We start from the raw sequence: 20043 nt of genomic DNA on the forward strand, positions 1-20043 counted from the left end.
GTTTATTTAATGTCCCTTATGGTTTTTATCGACTTTTAAAAGTTGTCCAGCTTCATTTAAAGTAAACTCATCAAAATCATTTGCTAAATAAAAATGACCTTTATAAAACTGGCGAACTTCTTCAGCAATAGCGTGCTGTCCAGCTTTATCCTGATGTCTAGGGCTAAAATGCGTCAGAATTAAATTACCCAGAGATTGCTGTTCTGCAAATTCAGCCACCATTTTTGCTGAACTATGCATTGGACCTTTGCCCACCTTATCTAAAACTGTTTGCAAGTATGTTGATTCATGAATAAGGAGTTGGGCATCTTTGCAAGCGTCTGCTAACAGTTCAGGTTGGTCATTATCTCCACCTATAACTGCATGAATTTTCTGGTTTTGAACTTTGATAAAGTCTTGAGCTTTTAGAGTTTGTCCGTCAAATTCAACATTGTAGCCTCGTTTTAAATGGCCCCACATATCGCCTTGAGGTACGCCTAACTGAGTTAGAGCTTGGGTATCTAACTTCTTCTGAATAGATTTGATATAAATGCTAAAAGCAAAACTTGGAACACGATGGCTTAGTGGATGTGCTTGAACGATGAATTCATCGGTGATCTGCTGTGGCTGTGTTGCTTCATTCACATCAATAAATTGTAGTGAATAGGGTAAATGTAAATCTGTAAGTTGGGCAGTGATTTCAAACCATTGCTGAATTTCTTTCGGTGCAATCACGATTAATGGTTTACTACGGGCATTCATGCCTGCACTTGCCAATGAACCAACTAGACCATAACAATGATCACCGTGAACATGTGTAATACAAATGGCAACTAGGTTTTGTAAGGAAAGTTTGGCTTGTTGGATGCGGTGCTGCGTACCTTCTCCTGCATCAATTAAAATCCAGTCTTTATTCTTGTTATTACGAACTGCTAATCCTGAAACATTACGTGTCAGAGTGGGTACACCTGAAGATGTGCCTAAAAAAGTAAAATGAAGCATATTCTTGGAATTTTTTGGTCAAATGCGTATTGTATATTATAGACACTTATAAAATTTTATAGAAATTATGGCGGATGCAAAGAAAACAGTCGTTATTGGCTTTGTCGGTTCTACACTTGATCAGGGGAGAAGGCCAGATCGATGGCAACGTTGGCGTCCCACGATTAGTCTGTTAATGCATGAAGATTTACTTGTAGATGAATTGGTGTTGTTACATGATCGGCAACATCATAATTTAGTTAAATCTATAGCATTAGACGCGAAAGAAATTTCTCCACAAACACAGATTTCTGGACATAAGGTCAGTATTAAAGATCCTTGGGATTTTGCAGAGGTGTATGGGGCACTTTATGATTTTGTAAAAACCTATCCGTTTGATGTCGAAAAAAATAACTATTTATTGCATATCACTACGGGAACACATGTTGCCCAAATTTGTTGGTATTTATTAGTCGATGCACATTATTTTCCAGCTCAACTTATTCAGAGTTCACCTAATCAACAAAAGACCTCAGAAGGTGAATATAGAATTATTGATCTGGATTTATCTCGATACGATGTTTTAAAACAGCGATTCGATGATGAACAAAAGCAAAATTGGCAACAACTTAAAGAAAATATTTCTACTCATAATAAAGCGTTTAATCAGCTTATTGAGGAGGTTGAATTAGTTGCAACCCGCTCTAGTGCGCCTATTTTAATTATGGGTGCAACAGGTGTTGGTAAGTCTCATTTGGCAAAACAGATTTTTCAGTTAAAGAAAGATAAATTTCAATTAAGCGGTCGTTTTATTGATGTTAACTGTGCGACCTTACGCGGTGATAGTGCCATGTCCACTTTATTTGGTCATATAAAAGGTGCATTCACAGGAGCAGCTGCTTCTCGTGCTGGTCTACTAAAAAGTGCTGACCAAGGCATTTTGTTTTTAGATGAAATTGGTGAGTTAGGGCTTGATGAACAAGCAATGCTTCTTAAAGCGCTTGAAGACAAAAGCTTCTTTCCAGTTGGAAGTGATAAGGAAATTCAGGCCGATTTCCAACTAATAGCGGGTACTAACCGTGATTTACGTAATGAAGTTCAGGCTGGCCGTTTTCGTGAAGATTTATGGGCCCGTTTGAATACATGGACATTCTTTTTACCAAATTTAAAAGACCGTATAGAAGATATTGCCCCCAACATTGATTTTGAGCTACAACGTTTTGCAGCAATTCATCAAAGACAATTACGTTTTCAACGTGATGCTTTAGAAATGTATTTAAAATTTGCTAAATCAGCAGATGCATCATGGCAAGGAAATTTTAGAGATCTAGCCGCGAGCGTGACTCGTTTAGCAACTTTATCGCAAGGTGAGTTAATTCGCCGTGAAACTGTAGAAAAAGAAATTCAACGGTTAAAGCAACTTTGGCTTATTCAGACCGCATCTTGCAATGATGGAAATAGAGATGCAGACATTCTATTGAACTATTTGAGTTCTGAACAACTAGAGCAAATAGATGAATTTGACCAGATTCAATTACGTGGGGTACTTAAAGTTTGTGAAAATTCAAAATCAATGGCAGAGGTGGGAAGACAACTCTTTTCGGTGTCTCGTCAACAACGTAATACAACGAACGATAGTGATCGAGTGAAAAAATATTTGGCCCGTTTTGGATTGAGTTGGAATAATTTTTAGTAGTTACAGGGCTTATGAAATGATGGACATAGACTCAATCTATGTCCATCAAACTACTGCTTATTTCATAATAATAAAGCGTGTAATGATTTGGCGAAGCTGTTTTAAATAACCTGTAAAGAAGTGGTTAGCGCCCGGTAAAATCGTAATTGGGTGCTTTTGAGGTTTCGCCCATGCAATTGCATCTGAAAGCAAGGTAATGTCATCTTGCTCACCATGAATGAGCAGAATATCACCTTGAATTTCCGGAGTTTTATAGTGGCGCAAACCCACTACGGTAGCCGTTGGTAGACCACACAAAATTAACTGTACAGGTCGTAATTCAGGATTAAGCTGTGCAAAGCATTTTGCCAAAACATGTGAGCCAAAACTAAAGCCACCTGCATAAAATGGCAGACCTTCATGAAGCTTACGAACATGTTCAATTACGGCTAAAATATCTTCAGTTTCACCATGGCCTTCATCATGAATACCTTCACTGCCGCCTAAGCCACGGAAACTAGGGCGATAAACAATACAGCCATATTCATTAAAGATTTGGGTTAAAAGGGCAGGGACTTTATGTTGAGGGGTTCCACCTTGCAATGGATGCGGATGGCAAACAACCGCAAAGCCTTTGATTTCACCTTCAGGGCGGTCAACGAAAAGTTCAATTTTACCTACTGGACCCTGGATGAAAGTTTGCTCAGACATATAAGAACCGCTAAATAACAATACGTGATGCTATTTTACCGATAGTCGTCATTGAAAACACGAGTTAGCATTAAAAAATATCTACTGTTATAGTTGGGATTAAGAATAATTTTTTCAGGTTGTCTATGCTTGCTTTAATTTCTCCTGCAAAAACTTTAGATTATGAAATAGCGTTACCTACAGATGAGTTTACTCAACCTCGCTTGTTAGAACACTCAGCACAATTAATTGATGTTAGCCGTAAACTTTCTGCTTCGGAAATTGCGAGCTTAATGAGTGTCAGTGAAAAAATTGCCAGACTAAATGCAGACCGATTTAGAGATTGGAAGCCCGAATTTGATTTTTCAAATGCTCGTCAGGCAATTTATGCATTTAAAGGTGACGTATATACGGGTTTAGATGCTTATCATTTAAAAGACAAAGATATTGATTTTGCACAGCAGCATTTACGTATGCTATCTGGCTTATATGGTTTATTGCGTCCTTTAGATTTAATGATGCCTTATCGTCTTGAGATGGGTACTAAATTAAAAAATACGCGTGGTCATAATTTGTATGAATTCTGGGGTGAAATTATCACAAACCAGATTAATGAAGACTTGGCAGTAATAAATTCTGAATTACTTGTAAATCTAGCTTCAGATGAGTATTACAAATCGGTCAATGAGAAGAAAATTAAGGCTGAAATTGTTAAGCCTGTTTTTCTAGACCAGAAAAATGGCAAATATAAAGTCATTAGTTTTTATGCGAAAAAAGCACGTGGTTTAATGGCTCGTTTTATGATTGAAAACCAATTAAATAAAGCTGAGGATATTAAAGCGTTCAATACCGATGGATACTACTTTGATGCTGAGAATTCATCAGAAAAAGAACTGGTATTTAAGCGGGACGAACAATAACCCTGAGTAGGGACCATATATGATGATGCAGCTTTACTTATTAAAACTGGAATATGTTTGGTTTAAGCTGCATCAGCATTATCATTTTTCTGAGCCACAAAAAATCTTAAATATACTCATCGCTGCTTATAGTGAAAAGCAGCGGGCCTATCATACTGTTCAACATTTATATGAATGCTTAGCTTTGCTCGAATCAGTTCGATCTGATTTGAATGATGCCTATGCGGTTGCATTGGCACTCTGGTTCCACGATGCAATCTATGACCCACAAGCTAAAGACAATGAGTTTAAAAGTGCTGAGTTATTTGAACAATGTATGGCTCAAGATTTACCAGTAAATACAGTTCAGAAAATAAAGCTTTGGATTCTTGCTACTCAAAAGCATATATCAACTGATGAAACGGATTTACAATTTTTATTGGATATTGATTTAGCTATTTTGGCAGCAACTCCAGAACGTTTTATGCAATATGAACAGCAGATTCAACAGGAATATGCTTGGGTCGATCCAGAAGTATATTCAACCAAAAGAAAAGAAGTTTTAGCGCATTTTTATCAGTCAGACCCACTTTATCAGACGACTTATTTTCAACAGAATTTTGAGTTAAGAGCAAAGCAAAATTTACAGAGGACATTAGGCATAGCCTAAGCTAAATATAAGAATTTAGATCTGTCGATTAAAATAAAGTGATATAGATTTCTAGTCTTTTTTGAAAAGTGAAATGGTTACATAAGAGAGGAACCACTGAAAAAAGCAGTGATTCCTTAGAAATAAATTATTTAAAGAAATAACCTGTTTCTGGTGAGCTTGCATTTGCCATACGTTTGCGTGGCATACGACCCGCTAAAAATGCTTCACGTCCAGCTTCAACAGCTTTTTTCATTGCAGACGCCATCAAAATAGGGTTTTGAGCAGCTGCAATTGCTGTATTCATCAGCACGCCATCACAACCAAGTTCCATAGCAATTGCAGCATCACTTGCTGTACCAACGCCTGCATCTACCAAAACGGGTACTTTTGCATTTTCTTTAATAATTGAAATAGTGTGCGGGTTTAAGATACCCAAACCTGAACCAATTAGACTACCTAAAGGCATGATCGCTACACAGCCCATACTTTCAAGTTCTTGGGCAATGATTGGGTCATCAGATGTGTAGACCATAATCTCAAAACCGTCATCAATCAAAGTTCGAGCCGCTTTTAAAGTCTCTGTTACATTTGGATATAAGGTTTTTTCGTCGCCCAAAACTTCAAGTTTTACCAAGTTATGACCGTCTAGAAGTTCGCGCGCTAACATGCAAGTACGTACTGCGCTATCAGCATCAAAACAACCTGCGGTATTTGGCAAAATTGTATATTTTTCTGGTGGAATAACTGAGAGTAAGTTCGGTTGATCTGGATTTTGTCCAATATTCACACGGCGGATTGCGACAGTTACAATTTCTGCACCACTCGCTTGAATGGCTAAATCTGTTTCATTTAAGTCTTTATATTTGCCAGTTCCTACCAATAAACGAGATTGAAAAGAACGTGAACCAATAATGAGAGGGGTGTCTTGCATGGATAACTCCGACTTAGCCGCCGCCAACAGCGTGAATAATTTCGATACGGTCATGTTGAGCAATAGTGATTTGCTCTAATTTGCTTTTAGAAACGATCTGCTGATTGTGTTCGACAGCAAAGCGTTTTCCTTCAAGTGCCATTTCCTGAATAAGTTGCAACAGGTTTTGACAAGGCGTGTCCGTTAATTCGCCATTTAAATAAATTTGCATGATCACATTCCAATTATTTTGCGTATTTGAGGGCATTCCAAGCCAAAACGAGCCATCCAGCTATCATAAATGCTCCACCAATTGGGGTAATTGCCCCTAAAATTCGCGGTAATCCAAGCGCCATGATATAGAGTGAACCACAGAAGAATAAAATACCGATCTGAATCAATATGAATGGCAATTTAATGGGGAACGTAATGATGACTTTACTTAAAATACCAAGTGCTAAGAGACCTAAAGCATGGTAGAAAAAATAGTCGGTTGCAGTATGCCACCAGACAAGTTGCTCAGGACTCGCATGAGCTTTAAGACCATGTGCTCCAAAAGCACCCAACATGACTGCAAAGGCAAGATTAAGGGCTGAAATGGCAATCCACATAACAAAAAACGCAAATGAATAATGAAGGGCAACGTTATCATAGATTGGGTTGGCTAAACATAGCCAGATAAAACAAAAGGGCTAATCGCCCTTTTATTTTTAAACTTATTTTAGCTTGCAGACATGGCAATTTTAATTTTTTCCATTGCATTCTTTTCAAGCTGGCGAATGCGTTCTGCTGATACATTATATTCGGCCGCTAATTCGTGGAGAGTAGATTTATCATCATCTAACCAGCGACGTTGTAAAATGTTACGCGAACGGTCATCTAACTGGTCCATTGCATCATGTAAAGCAGATGTACTTTGCTCTTCCCAGTCCTCATTTTCGACTAAACGAGCTGGATCGTAGCGGTTATCTTCAAGATACAATGCAGGTGCAGTATGTGGGGTGTCATCGTCGTCGTCGCCTTGAGCTTCGAAAGCAGCATCATAAGCGGTTAAACGACCTTCCATCTCCAGAACTTGTTCTGCAGTAACATTTAAGTCATTCGCAATCGATTGAGCTTCTTCGAGCGTTAATTTTTTACTCGATTTTTTTAAACTACGTAAATTGAAAAATAATTTACGCTGAGCTTTGGTCGTTGCAATTTTGACAATACGCCAGTTACGAATAACGTATTCGTGAATTTCTGCCTTAATCCAGTGGACGGCAAAAGATACAAGACGCACGCCCATATTTGGGTCGAAACGCTTCACGGCTTTCATTAAGCCTAAATTACCTTCTTGAATAAGGTCGCCTTGTGGTAGGCCATAACCTGCATAGCTGCGCGCAATGTGAACGACGAAACGTAAATGCGACATTACCAGCATTTTTGCGGCATCAAGATCTTGGTCATAATAATAACGATCAGCAAGTTCTTTTTCTTGCTCGGCCGTTAAAATAGGAATCTGATTGACAGTACTGATATATGCACCAAGGTTTACACCGGGCGCAGACAATGACAGGGGCATCAATTGATTGCTGCTGTCACTCATGATTTCTCCTTGTAGGATCGGATGGGATAACCAATAAATTTATCTTAATTTGAATCAGCTTCATAATTAAGGAAAATTGGGTAGAGAAATGTAAAATTTTATGCAATTTCTAATCTTTTAGTTTATCAAAGAATCATTGAGTTTCAATTAAATAGTGAAATTCTCTTTCGGATATATGTGTTGTCTGACACATAAAATGATGTAAACCACAGTAACGAGTTACATCTATTTCACTATGTGGGTCAGAAGATTTTAATAAAAATAGCTGTTTACCCGATACTTTTTTGAGTTCGCGTTTTAGCATTAATAAAGGCATTGGACACGGTTGGCCCAAGGCATTAATTTCAATAAGTGCTGTAGTAGAAGAAGTGTTGGTCATTCATCATCAAAACAACTAAAAAGATTATTCTAACAAATTTTTTTATAAACGCTGCACATTTTATAAAAGAAGAAACAAGCAATTACCTATAAGAAATATTGTAATAAGCTGTTTAAAAAAAGGACTAAAAAATAGGGGGAATAATTGAAAAAAATTCTATTAATTGTCATAAACCCATGGTAAGCTCGAACCGTTTTAAGATTTACCGCACACTTAAATTGGTTTAAAAATCTTATAACAAATGGATGTAACCGGAAATTGTTGATAGTTTTACAGAATGATTACAAGCTTTAAGATTATAAATATTTTAAACACTTGTTTGCTCTGCTGTTTGCAACACCGGAAGGTCCTTTTTTCAACATCTGAGGATTGACTTATGACAGCTCGCGAACAAGGCGTAGTAAAGTGGTTTAACGACACTAAAGGTTTTGGCTTTATTCAACGTAACGGCGGTGACGATGTATTCGTTCATTTCCGTGCAATCGCTGGTGACGGCCACCGTTCTTTACGTGACGGTCAACGCGTAGAATTTAGTGTAGTACAAGGTCAAAAAGGTTTTCAAGCTGAAAACGTTCAGCCTTTAGACTAATTCATCATTTTTTGATGAATCATGGACGCTCCAATTTTTGAATTGGGGCGTTTTTGTTTATAATGATCTTCTCACTAGAGAGATTGTTTGTTAGAGCACGTATTTATGACATCTGGTTTTGAAACCTTGAATTTACATCCGCAACTTAAAAAGGCGATTGATGCTTTAGGGTTTAAGCAAATGACCCCGATTCAGCAAAAGGTTTTAAAATATACGTTGGGCGGGCATGATGCAATTGGTAGAGCGCAAACAGGAACAGGTAAAACTGCTGCTTTCCTGATTAGTGTCATTAATGACTTATTACATAACCCGATTCAAGGGCAGCGTTTTCGTGGTGAGCCACGTGCCTTGATTTTGGCGCCTACTCGTGAGTTGGCATTGCAAATTGAAAGCGATGCGAAATTACTCACAAAATTTTCAGATTTACACATCGTGACACTGTTGGGTGGCGTAGATTTTGATAAGCAAAAGAAACAACTAGACGCTAATTTTGTCGATATCATGGTTGCCACTCCTGGGCGTCTAATTGATTTTGTAGAACAAAAAGAAGTTTGGCTCGATCAAATTGAATTCCTTGTCATTGATGAAGCTGACCGCTTATTGGACATGGGTTTTATTCCTTCTGTAAAACGTATTGTGCGTTTTTCTCCGCGTAAAGAAGAACGTCAAACCCTCATGTTCTCGGCTACTTTTAGTTATGACGTGCTTAACTTGGCGAGACAATGGTTGTTTGAGCCAATCACTGTTGAAATTGAGCCTGAGCAAAAAACCAATAACGATGTTGAACAACGCGTTTATGTAGTGGCTAAACAAGATAAATATCGTTTGTTACAAGATATTTTGCGTGAAGAACCGATCGATAAAGTCATGATTTTCGCTAATCGACGTGATCAAGTACGCCGTCTTTATGATCATTTAAAGAGAGATGGGTATCGGGTCGGGATGCTTTCAGGTGAAATTGCCCAAGATAAACGTTTAAAAATGTTAGACCAATTTAAACAGGGTAAAAACAATATCATGATTGCAACGGATGTTGCAGGCCGTGGTATTCATGTTGATGGCGTATCTCATGTGATCAACTATACTTTACCTGAGCAATCAGATGATTATGTTCACCGGATTGGTCGTACAGGTCGTGCTGGGTCACAAGGTGTAAGTATTAGTTTCTTATCTGAAGATGATGCTTTTTACTTGCCAGAAATTGAAAAAGCAATTGGTAAGAAATTGCCATTAACCCGATTAGATGGTTATTGCTAATAAAAAAATCCCAATCAGATGATTGGGATTTTTTTTGATTAATTAATTTTACAATAGAAAGTAAGTGTTGTTTGATAATCATCGTCTTTTGCTAGAGATGCATTTTTACCAGTCAAGGTGCCAATCACACCAGCAGCAGCTTCAACCATTTGACCTGTTTTCTCGCTTACTACATCTTTTAATACACCGTTGTATGTTGTTTTTTCATCTACCACAACAGGGCTGGTGCTTTTTGAACAAGTTTTTTGAGCGGCAGTAATCGCATTATTTTTTGCAATTAGATTTGTTTTACCAATGCCTGTAACTTCAAATTGATTATTTTCTTTTTGAACAGCCAATGTGTTTTTAGGGGTGGTGGCACAAGCACCTAGTAATAAAACAACACTACTTAATGCGCTCGCTAAAATTATTTTTTTCATGTTTCACCTAATATCGTTAATCGTCAAAAGATCTCACTATTTGAACACAAGTTTTCTAATTGATTTTGAAGACGTTGTATAAGTTTTGATGTTTTGTCTTAGAAAAATGTCAAAGCGTGAACTCGTTATTTTTATGTTCTAGATACAATGGTGGATTATCTGTAGATTATGCTAATCTATTTTGAATTTTTTGAGTTAGATCAATATTAATGACGGATTCAGCAACACAGATAATTCATCAAAATATTCACCAACGTCAATCTATTGGGCAATTGATTGAGCCTGCACCGAATGCAGATCAATTAGAGTTAGCTTTTCAAGCTGCTTTAACTGCTCCTGACCATCATAGACTTAAACCAACACGTTTTGTCGTTATCGAAGCTGAACAGCGTGCTGCATTTGGTGAGGTTTTAGCGAAAGCATTGGCTGACTTAGGTGAAACTGACTCAGCGCAACTTGAGCGAGTTAAGCAACATCCTTTCCGTGCACCTTTACTCATTTTAGCGCTTACACAATTGCAAGATCATCCTAAGGTTCCGCATTTTGAACAGATTTTAAGTACTGGAGCTGCCGTACAAAACCTTTTATTGTCTTTACAAGTTCAAGGTTTTTCTACGATGTGGCGTAGTGGCGCTGTTGTTGAGTCAAATTGGTTAAAACAGCATTTAGGATTGCAACCACATGATTTAATTTCAGGTATTATTTATGTGGGCACGGCAGCTAAAGCGATTGCACCACGCGCAGATATTAAAAGTAAAGAATTCGTAAAAATTTGGCAGGCATAAAAGTCTGTAGAAGTAAGAAATAGGATAATAAAGCATGACTGAATTTAAGTTTACAGATTTAGTGGAACCTGTTGCGGTCGATAAAAAAACGGCATTACGCATTACTGTTTTAGGTGGAGGCAGTTTTGGTACAGCTATGGCGAATTTAGCTGCACGTAATGGTTGTGACACCATGATCTGGATTCGTGATGCTGATACAGCAGAAGAAATCAATAAAACGCATATTAATAAACGTTATTTGCCAGACTTTGTTTTAGAGTCATCATTGCGTGCTGTGTGTGACCTAGAACAAGCAGTGTGTGATCGAGATATTATTTTGGTGGCTATTCCTAGTCATTCATTTCGTGATGTATTAAAACAAATCGCTCCTTATATTACTGCACAGGCGGTTGTTTCTTTAACGAAGGGAGTTGAGGCTAAAACTTTTAGCTTCATGAGCGATATTATTCGTGAAGAATTGCCAGAAGTTCCTTATGGGGTGTTATCTGGCCCAAATCTCGCTAAAGAGATTATGGCGGGAATGCCATCTGGTACTGTTATTGCCAGTGATTCTGAACTCGTTCGTTATGCTGTGCAGCATGCTCTTCATAGTGCTTTATTCCGAGTTTTTGGTAGTGATGATGTGCATGGTGTTGAACTGGGTGGGGCACTTAAAAATATTTACGCCGTTGCAATGGGAATTGGAGCTGCTTACAAGATTGGTGAAAATACCAAGAGTATGATTTTAACGCGTGCTTTGGCTGAAATGAGCCGTTTTGCAGTCAAACAAGGTGCAAATCCTCTAACATTCTTAGGTTTATCTGGTGTTGGTGATTTATTTGCAACCTGTAATAGCCCTTTAAGCCGTAATTATCAAATTGGTTATGCTTTGGGTTCAGGCAAAACACTTGATCAGGCGAGTAAAGAGTTGGGGCAAACCGCTGAAGGAATTAATACGATTATTCAGGTGCGTGGTAAAGCAGAAGAACTAGACGTATATATGCCTATTACCAATGCTTTATATGAGGTTATTTTCGAAGGGGCGCCTCCTTTAAATATTGCCTTATCTCTTATGAAAAATGGACACCGTAGTGATGTTGAGTTTGTTTTACCTCACCATGAAGTCTGAAGAATAAATGTCATAAATTACGGTTATAATGCAAGAATTATTGACAAGGAATATTTATGCAACTGACATTAGTTCGTCATGGGGAAGCCGCTCCTCCAGTGAATGGTAATGACACTAAACGTCCACTTACTTCTCGTGGGCATGCTCAAGCTGAGCAGACAGCAACATTTTTAAAAGATATTGTTAAGCCTGATATTTTTGTAGTTAGTCCTTTATTACGTGCTCAAGAGACATTGGCGCATATTCAAGCTTATTTTAAAGATGTTCCTGTGCTGTTATGCGATAAAATCAAACCAGATGATAATGCGAAAGAAGCAGTTGAGTGGTTGTCTCAAGTTCCTTATGAGTCAATTGTAGTCGTGTGTCATATGAATGTAGTAGGGTATATTGCTGAACTACTGACACATGAAAACTTTAATCCATTTGCACTTGCCGAAGCTCGAATTTATGATCAGGCTGTTATTGCAACTGGTTTATCAACACAAAAAAATAGTTTTATACCCACAATATAATTAAAAAGGTCATTTAGCCCATTATGCTGTATTTATGGATGCCTGAAACCAATGGAATATGGCATTGGTCTAACGGAGAAAATTGGTTGCAGGCAGCAAGTCTTGATCAATTAATACAAGACCTGCAATTACATCAAGGAAAAGAAGCTGTCATCTTTTTCCCTAGTCGCCATGCTCAGGTACTCCAGCAGCACATGGCAAAGTCTCATTACAAGCAACTAGGGGCAGATGGCGTTAAATATTTGCTTGAAGAATTTGTAACTTTGCCTATTGATCATATGAAAGTGGTGCATCATTTTCATGCTGATCAATTAACCGTATTGGGAGTGGCAAAAACAACAGTTGAAACATGGCAGCATGCAATGGCTTTACTGCCTATTAAACTCGTTGCTTTATTGCCAGACTTTCTAATTTTACCGGAACCTCAAGAGCAGCAAGTGGTCTTATGTAATATTGACCAGAAATTACTTGTGCGTGAAAGTAAATGGGTGGGTAATTCACTAGATGATTTAGCATTATTTTTAGAGTTTCAATCAGTCGAAACTCATTATCAATATAGTGGTTTGACAACAGAGCAACTCGAAAGCTTGGTGGCAGCATCGGATGCCGAGCATCATTCTGAATTTATCTATCAATTTCAGGGTTTAGATAAGCCTAAACAGCATCCTTTTAATGTTCTGCCTAAAGCTAAAGGGCAAGAGCACACGGTTTCTGGTTATTGGAAAGCGTGTGCCGCTATTGTTTTAGCAATTATAGTGGTCCAGTTTAGCTATGATTTGTTGCGTTGGATAAAGTTAAGAAATGTGGCTAATCAAACCGCCGAACAGACGGTCGAGCAATATAAATATTGGTTTGGCCCTTCTAGTCGGGTAAATGAACAAAATATAAAAAGCCAGTTTGAAAGTCATTTACGCATGAGTAAGCAAGGTGATACACAAGCACTTTCTTTATTGAGCCGTGTTGGTCCTATTTTAATGCAAAGACAAATTTTAGCTCAGCAGTTAGCTTATGATGCTTCAACACTAACTATGGCATTAAAAGCAAAGTCGGCAGATGATTTGCAAGCTTTAACTCAGCAACTTAACCAGCAGGGTTTTAAAGCGGAGCTCGGTAATGTTCAAGCCGATGGTGGTGGGGCAATTGGGGTGGTGAAAATACAATAATGAAAATGATAACTCAATTGCAAAACCGCTTTGATCAGTGGGTTGAACAAATCGTTCAATATTTAGATCGTTTAACTCTGCGTGAACGTATTATGGTGGTCTTTACTACAATCTTTGTAGTCGTGGCTATTGTTGGAGCTTCACTCTGGAAAATGCATTCTTTGGCAGAGCAGCAACAACAACGCTTAAATGATTTAAAAGATTTGATGGTATGGATGCAGAGTAATGCCGTTACCATGAAGCCAGCGAATGAGCTCGAATTAGGCCAATCGGAAAAAATACAACGAGTAGCTCAGCAACAAGGTTTAACGGTCACTTCTCAACAAAATGGTGAGCAGTTACAAATTATTGTTACTCATCAGAATTATGCAATTTTAGCTAACTTTTTAACCCAACTTGCACAAATGGGCTTAAGTATTCAAAAGATGGAAATGGTTTCAAGTGACGGACAGATTAAATTAACAGCGACGGTTCAATAACATATTAAAATATGGTGTTCTTAAGCATGGTGTTTTGTGCTACCTGTGCCTATAATATGTCTACCTAAAATCAGTAGACTGTGATTGGTATGTTATATTCACTTGCTCGCCCGATGTTGTTTAGTTTAGCACCAGAGCGTGCCCATGAATTAACATTATCTATGCTTGATAAAGCACATAAGTTCGGCTTGCTACGCCAGAGCGTAGAATCAAAACCAACAACCTGTATGGGAATTGAATTTCCAAATCCGGTAGGTTTAGCTGCTGGACTTGATAAGAATGGCGCACATATTGATTCTTTAGCTGGACTGGGTTTCGGTTTTATTGAAATCGGAACAATTACACCTCGTCCTCAGTCGGGTAATCCACAACCACGATTGTTCCGTATTCCTGAAGCGAAAGCCATTATTAACCGTATGGGGTTTAATAATGATGGTGTTGATAAACTTGTTGAGAATGTCAAAGCTTCAAAATTTAAAGGAATTCTAGGTATCAATATTGGTAAAAATGCAGATACACCTGTAGAAAAGGCTGTTGATGATTACCTGATTTGCCTTGAGAAAGTTTATAACTACGCTTCTTATATTACCGTTAATATCTCATCTCCAAATACCAAGAACTTAAGAAGTTTACAAAGTGGTGATGCATTAACTGAATTATTGCAAACATTAAAAGAAAGACAACTTGAGCTTGCCGAGCAATATAACCATTATGTTCCTTTAGTTTTAAAAGTTGCACCTGATTTAACAGCAGAAGATGTTGAATTTATTGCAGCACAATTATTGCAATTTAAAATTGATGGTTTGATTGTTACCAATACGACTTTATCTAGAGAAGGTGTAGAAAATCTTCCTTATGGTAATGAGTCGGGCGGCTTATCAGGTGCGCCTGTTTTTGAAAAAAGTACAGAATGCTTACGTTTATTTGCCCAAACGTTAAAAGGACAAATCCCGTTAATTGGTGTGGGTGGAATTTTGTCGGGTGAACAAGCAGCAGTCAAACAGCAAGCTGGAGCAACACTAGTACAAATCTATAGTGGATTGATTTACACCGGTCCTATATTGGTAAAGCAATGTGTTGCAGCCATGACTTAAGTGAATATGAACACAATTGATATCATTATTCTGATACTTTTGCTCATTGGGGGGCTAAACGGTTTGCGACAAGGATTTATCAAAGCCTTTGCGAACTTGGTAGGATGGATCATTGCATTAATTATGGGTGCAAAATATGCTGTCCTCCTTGCGCCGTCCATGTCGGGTTTAAGTCATGATCCGGTTGTTCAAAAAATTGCAGCTTTCGCATTTATAGCACTTATGATCATTGTTTTAACATGGATCGTCACTGCATTTTTAAATGGCCTCTTGAAAAGTCTGAAATTGGGACCATTAAATCGTTTAGCAGGTGGTGCTTTTGGTTCCTTAAAAGGCTTGTTGGTTGTGTTGATTACAATGCAGGGCGTAGGGCCTTGGGTTGAAAGTTCACCAAACTGGAAACAGTCCATACTTATACAATTTTTACTGCCTTATGCACCTTTAGCGACTGAATTATCTAAAGATGCAGCGAGTGAGGCATTTCATCAAATAACATCTGGAGGTAGTGCATCAAGCACCCCTTCAAAAACAATGGACGAATCGGAAGATTTAGAAAACCGATCCGACCATTCGACAAAGAATCCTTTTTATTAATTCCTAGCTTGTCTGCGAGGTTGCTATGTGTGGAGTTGTTGGTATAGCCGGTAAATCGCCAGTGAACCAAATGTTGTTTGATGCTTTAACGATGTTGCAACATCGTGGGCAAGATGCAGCTGGAATAGTAACCTGCCATGAAGGCCGTCTTTTCCTTCGTAAGGATAACGGCATGGTGCGTGATGTTTTTCATACTCGTCATATGAGAGCATTACTTGGTAATTATGGTATTGGCCATGTACGTTACCCAACTGCTGGTTCTGCTAGCAGTGCTGAAGCACAACCATTTTATGTGAACTCACCTTACGGTATTACGCTTGCGCATAATGGTAATTTAACCAATGCCGAAGATATTCATGATGATCTGTTTAAAACAGATTTACGTCATATGAATACTGATTCTGACTCAGAAGTTCTTTTGAACGTGTTCGCGCATGAGTTGCAGAAGAACGGTACTTTAAACCCTACACCAGATGATATTTTCCACACAGTTACTCGTGTACACGAGCGCTGTCTAGGTGCATATGGCGTAGTGGCGATGATTACTGGTCACGGTTTAGTTGGTTTCCGCGATCCAAACGGTATTCGCCCACTGATCTATGGTTCACGTATGACTGAACAAGGCGAGATGGAATACATCATCGCTTCTGAATCAGTTGCTATTACAGCTCTTGGTTTCAAAATTGAGCGTGACATTGAACCAGGTGAAGCAATTTTTATCACTGCTGATGGTGAATTATATTCAAGACAATGTGCAGCTAATCCAAAATACCGTCCATGTATTTTTGAATATGTTTATTTTGCGCGTCCTGATGCCATTATTGATGGAATTTCAGTTTATAAAGCCCGTTTAAAAATGGGTGAAAAGCTTGCTCATAAAATCTTACGTGATTGGGGTGAGGACCATGATATTGATGTGGTTATTCCAATTCCAGATACGAGCCGTACTTCAGCATTAGAACTTGCAAATATTCTAGGTGTGAAGTTCCGTGAAGGTTTTATGAAAAACCGTTACATCGGTCGTACCTTCATTATGCCAGGTCAGCAACAGCGAAAAAAATCAGTACGTCAGAAATTAAACCCTGTAGAACTTGAGTTTAAAGGTAAGAATGTTTTACTGGTTGATGACTCAATTGTTCGTGGTACAACCTGTAACGAAATCATCCAGATGGCACGTGATTCTGGTGCGAAAAAAGTATACTTTGCATCAGCTGCACCTCAGGTTATGTATCCAAACGTTTACGGTATTGATATGCCTGCTAAAACTGAGCTAATTGCTTCAGAGCGCAGTGTAGAAGAAATCCAAGAAATTATTGGTGCTGACCGTTTGGTTTTCCAAGAATTGGAAGACTTGAAAAATGCTGTACGTACTAGCAAGGTGCCTGATCTAACTGAGTTTGATTGCTCTGTATTTGATGGAATCTATGTCACAGGCGATATTGATGGTGCTTATCTAAATAATTTGGAGCAGAAGCGTAATGATTCTGCGAAAAAGAAAAAAGATGGTTACATTGATGTTAATGTTGACGCAGCTTCTGTCGATTTAACTGGCATTAAAGAAGAATAGAAATAGCTGAAAAAAGCGGGTGTTTCCCGCTTTTTTCTTTTATGATGAAAACTAACAATGTAATTGGGAATATTTACATTGAAAGAAGTAAGCCACTATCTAATCGAAAATAAGAATATGGCATGGTCCATCACTATGTGTTTGGTTGCTGTGTTGCTTACTATTTTTATCTTAAATTTAATTTTAGGTTTACTCGTCCATTTTTTTGATTATAGTCAGCCCATTTGGTGGCACACTTTAAGTCCTTATTTTGTCGCATTATTGCTTTTTATTATGGTTTGGTCAGTAGTTACTGAACTTTATATCTTGCGTAAAGGTGGACATTCTTTAGCAAAACAACTTAAAGCACGTCGTTTAGTAAAAGAAGAAAGTACGCCAGAAGAACTTGAAGCATTAAAAATTACTGAATATTTGGCGCAAAATTTTTCACTTAAAGTTCCAACCTTATATGTTTTACCTGATGAAGTAGGCGTAAATGCGCTTACGGCAGGTTTTCACCCTAAAGATATTGTGATTATTTTGACGTGGGGAGCTCTGCAAAATCTAGATAAACTTGAACTATATGGTTTGTTGGGCCATGAGTTTAATCAGATTTTATCAGGTGAAGCAGTTGAGAATACTAAATTAAAGATTTTATATAGTGGATTAACAACGTTTAGCCAGTGGGGCAGTAAATTAGCAAAACAAGGTTTTAAGCGCTATAGCCCTGGTTATAAACATAAATTTGAAACCGTGTTTGTTGCGGTGGGTGGCGTTATTTGGCTGGCTGGAAGCCTAGGCGTACTAATTACCCGATTTATTAAATATTTAACCTTAAGTGGTCGTACATTTCGTAATGACCAAAAAACGGTACGATTATTAAAAAATAGTGCCAATACTCAGACTTTGTTGCGTATTTATGTTCACCATTCTGGTTCACAAATTCATAGTGCTTATTCTGAGTCAATCGCGCATATGTGTTTTGCGAACTCACTTAGCCCTCAAAGCTGGATGAATATTCACCCAAGCATTCGTGAACGGATTTATGAGTTAAATCCGACTTTGCTACAAGATTTACAATTAGAAAATTTAAAAAAGCTCCGTAATCGCCCGTTGTTTAGTTTATTTCATTTTTTAGAGGAATCTGAAAAAGAAATTTACGTTCCATGGTCATCTCCTCAACCTTTGCCTTTACTGCGGTTGTCACCAATTAGTTTTGCATTAAATGATGCCATTAAGCCTCTTAGTAGTGATGTGCGTCGAAATAAAAAGCGTCCTGAACTCATTCAGCGTGCGCTACAAACTGCTACTGGTTCACGTGAGGTAATGGTCGCTATTTTGATGATTCGTCAATATCGAGAATTTATTCCTAAAGATGCGCCAGTTAGTCATGCCATTATTGATGCCTTATTAAATCTTGATGGCCGTATTCATATTCAGATATTTCATGATGCTTGTAAAAACATTGGACATATGCCAGCAAGCATTGCGCGGCAATTTCTAACAAAACTAGCGCTCATTATTCAAGAAGATGGCGAAATTGGTTTGTTAGATGCACTTTTGTTGGAGCGGGTTAAATATGAATTGAATTTGATGCCGTTACATTTGCCAACAGCACTTGAAGAAGTGAAACCTCAAATTGTTCGTTTGATTGATGCTTTACTTCATGTTCAGCAAATTAATAGTCCAAATCAGTTAGAAGTGCGTGAGCGTATTTTGCGTTCGCTGCTCAATCCAGATGAAATGTATGTCTATGATGAGATTTCAGATGAGCCTTTGGATTTGGCCGAAATTTTAAATGATATTGCGGGATTATTATTGCGTGACCGTCTTAGTATTCTGGCGATTGCAGAAATGTGCTTATGGAGCGATCGTATTATCACGCAAGACGAACTAGATGTACTTGAATTGCTTTATTGGCGTTTTGGCTTTGAGACAGAAGAAATTGTTGAGCAAATGCAAAAAAGAAATAGTGTTATGATTATTTAAAAGACATCTACGATTATAAAAACAACGGAACGAAATAAAACACTGAAAAAAAAACTGAAGCCCGTTAGAATGTAGCTTGAGTAGAGGTATTGATTCACACATGATTGGGCAGCAAAGAAATATATTGGCAACTTTAGGAATTGATTTATGGATTCCTAAGACACAGACATGCCAAAAAAATAATGCTCAAAGCCTTTGGCGAGATCATGTGGTTGAAGAACCTGAACCGATTATATTGCCTTCTGTAGAACCCATAGTTGTTGAGCAGCCCACAAAGCCACAAATCAACGATATTCCAAAAGTTGAACCTGAAATTGTGGCGCCAGTGTCAATGCCGGTTCAACCTGTTATAGAACCTCGCAATGAAGTGCAAGCACCTGTCATTAAGATTGCATCATTTGAGTTGCAGGCTTTTTCTCTTGAAAAATGTGTTATTTTTTTAGATGTTACCAATTTAAATGAAGAAGAAAAACAGCTCTGGATTAACATACAAAAAGCAAAAATAGGGCAGTATGCTGAATTAAAGTGGCCTTTTCCTTTAGCTACTTATCAAGATCAGCGGGGTGCTGGTTCATATATACAAGGCTTCTTAGATGCTGTCGCAGCAGAGAAAAAGATATTGTGTCTTGGTGACTGTTCTTATATTCAACACGCGAATATTATTCATTTGGCAAGTTTAAAAGAAATGCTGGAGAAACCACTCCTTAAAAAAAGGTTATGGAAATTAATGCAAGATAACAACGAGTAGTAGGGAT

23 protein-coding genes are annotated in these 20043 nt (G+C 38.0%); 15 read left to right on the forward strand and 8 right to left on the reverse strand.

Going from position 1 to position 20043, the window contains the following annotated elements:
• Positions 1-6: 6 nt before the first annotated feature.
• Positions 7-981, reverse strand: a complete 975-nt coding sequence (locus NL42_RS09540) for a ribonuclease Z (protein WP_461312576.1) — start codon at positions 979-981, stop codon at positions 7-9.
• A 67-nt stretch (positions 982-1048) separates the two neighbouring features.
• On the opposite strand from NL42_RS09540, the gene rtcR reads away from it, so the two are divergent.
• Positions 1049-2653 carry an RNA repair transcriptional activator RtcR gene (rtcR, locus tag NL42_RS09545; protein ID WP_461312577.1) on the forward strand — a complete coding sequence of 535 codons (1605 nt, stop codon included), beginning with the start codon at positions 1049-1051 and terminating at the stop codon, positions 2651-2653.
• Between the two features lie 60 nt (positions 2654-2713).
• Here rtcR and NL42_RS09550 read toward each other — a convergent pair whose 3' ends face one another.
• A complete protein-coding gene (locus NL42_RS09550) occupies positions 2714-3346 on the reverse strand; it encodes an alpha/beta hydrolase (RefSeq protein ID WP_004643457.1) in 633 nt (210 codons plus the stop codon).
• 125 nt (positions 3347-3471) lie between these two features.
• On the opposite strand from NL42_RS09550, the gene yaaA reads away from it, so the two are divergent.
• The gene (yaaA, locus tag NL42_RS09555) at positions 3472-4245 is read left to right on the forward strand and encodes a peroxide stress protein YaaA (RefSeq protein WP_461312578.1); all 774 of its coding nucleotides are present in this window, start codon (positions 3472-3474) and stop codon (positions 4243-4245) included.
• A gap of 19 nt (positions 4246-4264) precedes the next feature.
• Positions 4265-4894: an HD domain-containing protein gene (locus NL42_RS09560; RefSeq protein ID WP_461312579.1), complete on the forward strand. Its 630-nt coding sequence runs from the start codon at positions 4265-4267 to the stop codon at positions 4892-4894.
• A gap of 127 nt (positions 4895-5021) precedes the next feature.
• On the opposite strand, the gene NL42_RS09565 is transcribed toward NL42_RS09560, so the two are convergent.
• From NL42_RS09565 to NL42_RS09585, 5 genes are all read right to left on the reverse strand, one after another.
• The gene (locus NL42_RS09565) at positions 5022-5807 is read right to left on the reverse strand and encodes a thiazole synthase (RefSeq protein WP_001154366.1); all 786 of its coding nucleotides are present in this window, start codon (positions 5805-5807) and stop codon (positions 5022-5024) included.
• A gap of 13 nt (positions 5808-5820) precedes the next feature.
• Positions 5821-6018 (reverse strand): sulfur carrier protein ThiS, encoded by a 198-nt coding sequence (gene thiS / locus NL42_RS09570; protein ID WP_004791249.1) that lies wholly within the window; start codon positions 6016-6018, stop codon positions 5821-5823.
• A gap of 13 nt (positions 6019-6031) precedes the next feature.
• Complete coding sequence (locus NL42_RS09575; RefSeq protein WP_016137575.1) at positions 6032-6397, reverse strand: DUF423 domain-containing protein; 366 nt, start codon at positions 6395-6397, stop codon at positions 6032-6034.
• Positions 6398-6507: 110 nt separating this feature from the next.
• Positions 6508-7374: an RNA polymerase sigma factor RpoH gene (gene rpoH, locus NL42_RS09580; protein ID WP_336169742.1), complete on the reverse strand. Its 867-nt coding sequence runs from the start codon at positions 7372-7374 to the stop codon at positions 6508-6510.
• A 133-nt stretch (positions 7375-7507) separates the two neighbouring features.
• A complete protein-coding gene (locus NL42_RS09585; protein ID WP_004643450.1) occupies positions 7508-7753 on the reverse strand; it encodes a sulfurtransferase TusA family protein in 246 nt (81 codons plus the stop codon).
• A gap of 376 nt (positions 7754-8129) precedes the next feature.
• Here NL42_RS09585 and NL42_RS09590 point away from each other — a divergent pair, with 376 nt between their 5' ends.
• Together NL42_RS09590 and rhlB are read left to right on the forward strand one after the other, a co-directional pair.
• Positions 8130-8342 carry a cold-shock protein gene (locus NL42_RS09590; RefSeq protein ID WP_016137578.1) on the forward strand — a complete coding sequence of 71 codons (213 nt, stop codon included), beginning with the start codon at positions 8130-8132 and terminating at the stop codon, positions 8340-8342.
• A gap of 105 nt (positions 8343-8447) precedes the next feature.
• Positions 8448-9599 carry an ATP-dependent RNA helicase RhlB gene (gene rhlB / locus NL42_RS09595; RefSeq protein WP_336169745.1) on the forward strand — a complete coding sequence of 384 codons (1152 nt, stop codon included), beginning with the start codon at positions 8448-8450 and terminating at the stop codon, positions 9597-9599.
• Positions 9600-9637: 38 nt separating this feature from the next.
• Here rhlB and NL42_RS09600 read toward each other — a convergent pair whose 3' ends face one another.
• The gene (locus NL42_RS09600) at positions 9638-10018 is read right to left on the reverse strand and encodes a hypothetical protein (RefSeq protein ID WP_003650739.1); all 381 of its coding nucleotides are present in this window, start codon (positions 10016-10018) and stop codon (positions 9638-9640) included.
• A 209-nt stretch (positions 10019-10227) separates the two neighbouring features.
• Between NL42_RS09600 and NL42_RS09605 the strand changes: the two genes are divergently transcribed.
• From NL42_RS09605 to NL42_RS09650, 10 genes are all read left to right on the forward strand, one after another.
• A complete protein-coding gene (locus NL42_RS09605) occupies positions 10228-10803 on the forward strand; it encodes a nitroreductase family protein (protein ID WP_461312580.1) in 576 nt (191 codons plus the stop codon).
• Positions 10804-10837: 34 nt separating this feature from the next.
• The gene (locus NL42_RS09610; RefSeq protein ID WP_461312581.1) at positions 10838-11911 is read left to right on the forward strand and encodes an NAD(P)H-dependent glycerol-3-phosphate dehydrogenase; all 1074 of its coding nucleotides are present in this window, start codon (positions 10838-10840) and stop codon (positions 11909-11911) included.
• A gap of 56 nt (positions 11912-11967) precedes the next feature.
• Positions 11968-12423, forward strand: coding sequence for a SixA phosphatase family protein (locus NL42_RS09615; RefSeq protein ID WP_461312582.1), 456 nt, complete (start codon positions 11968-11970; stop codon positions 12421-12423).
• A 23-nt stretch (positions 12424-12446) separates the two neighbouring features.
• On the forward strand, positions 12447-13586 hold the full coding sequence (gspL, locus tag NL42_RS09620; RefSeq protein WP_461312583.1) for a type II secretion system protein GspL: 1140 nt from the start codon (positions 12447-12449) through the stop codon (positions 13584-13586).
• Complete coding sequence (gene gspM, locus NL42_RS09625; RefSeq protein WP_016137584.1) at positions 13586-14065, forward strand: type II secretion system protein GspM; 480 nt, start codon at positions 13586-13588, stop codon at positions 14063-14065. The genes gspL and gspM overlap by 1 nt, the downstream gene beginning before the upstream one ends.
• 89 nt (positions 14066-14154) lie before the next feature.
• A complete protein-coding gene (locus NL42_RS09630) occupies positions 14155-15159 on the forward strand; it encodes a quinone-dependent dihydroorotate dehydrogenase (RefSeq protein ID WP_199990476.1) in 1005 nt (334 codons plus the stop codon).
• Positions 15160-15165: 6 nt separating this feature from the next.
• Positions 15166-15753: a CvpA family protein gene (locus NL42_RS09635; RefSeq protein WP_198079786.1), complete on the forward strand. Its 588-nt coding sequence runs from the start codon at positions 15166-15168 to the stop codon at positions 15751-15753.
• 25 nt (positions 15754-15778) lie between these two features.
• A complete protein-coding gene (gene purF / locus NL42_RS09640; protein ID WP_199964485.1) occupies positions 15779-17320 on the forward strand; it encodes an amidophosphoribosyltransferase in 1542 nt (513 codons plus the stop codon).
• A gap of 78 nt (positions 17321-17398) precedes the next feature.
• Positions 17399-19288, forward strand: a complete 1890-nt coding sequence (locus NL42_RS09645; protein WP_461312584.1) for a M48 family metalloprotease — start codon at positions 17399-17401, stop codon at positions 19286-19288.
• 100 nt (positions 19289-19388) lie between these two features.
• Positions 19389-20036 (forward strand): hypothetical protein, encoded by a 648-nt coding sequence (locus NL42_RS09650; RefSeq protein ID WP_461312590.1) that lies wholly within the window; start codon positions 19389-19391, stop codon positions 20034-20036.
• The last annotated feature ends 7 nt before the right edge of the window (positions 20037-20043 follow it).

The organism is Acinetobacter sp. GN11, from assembly GCF_054823985.1.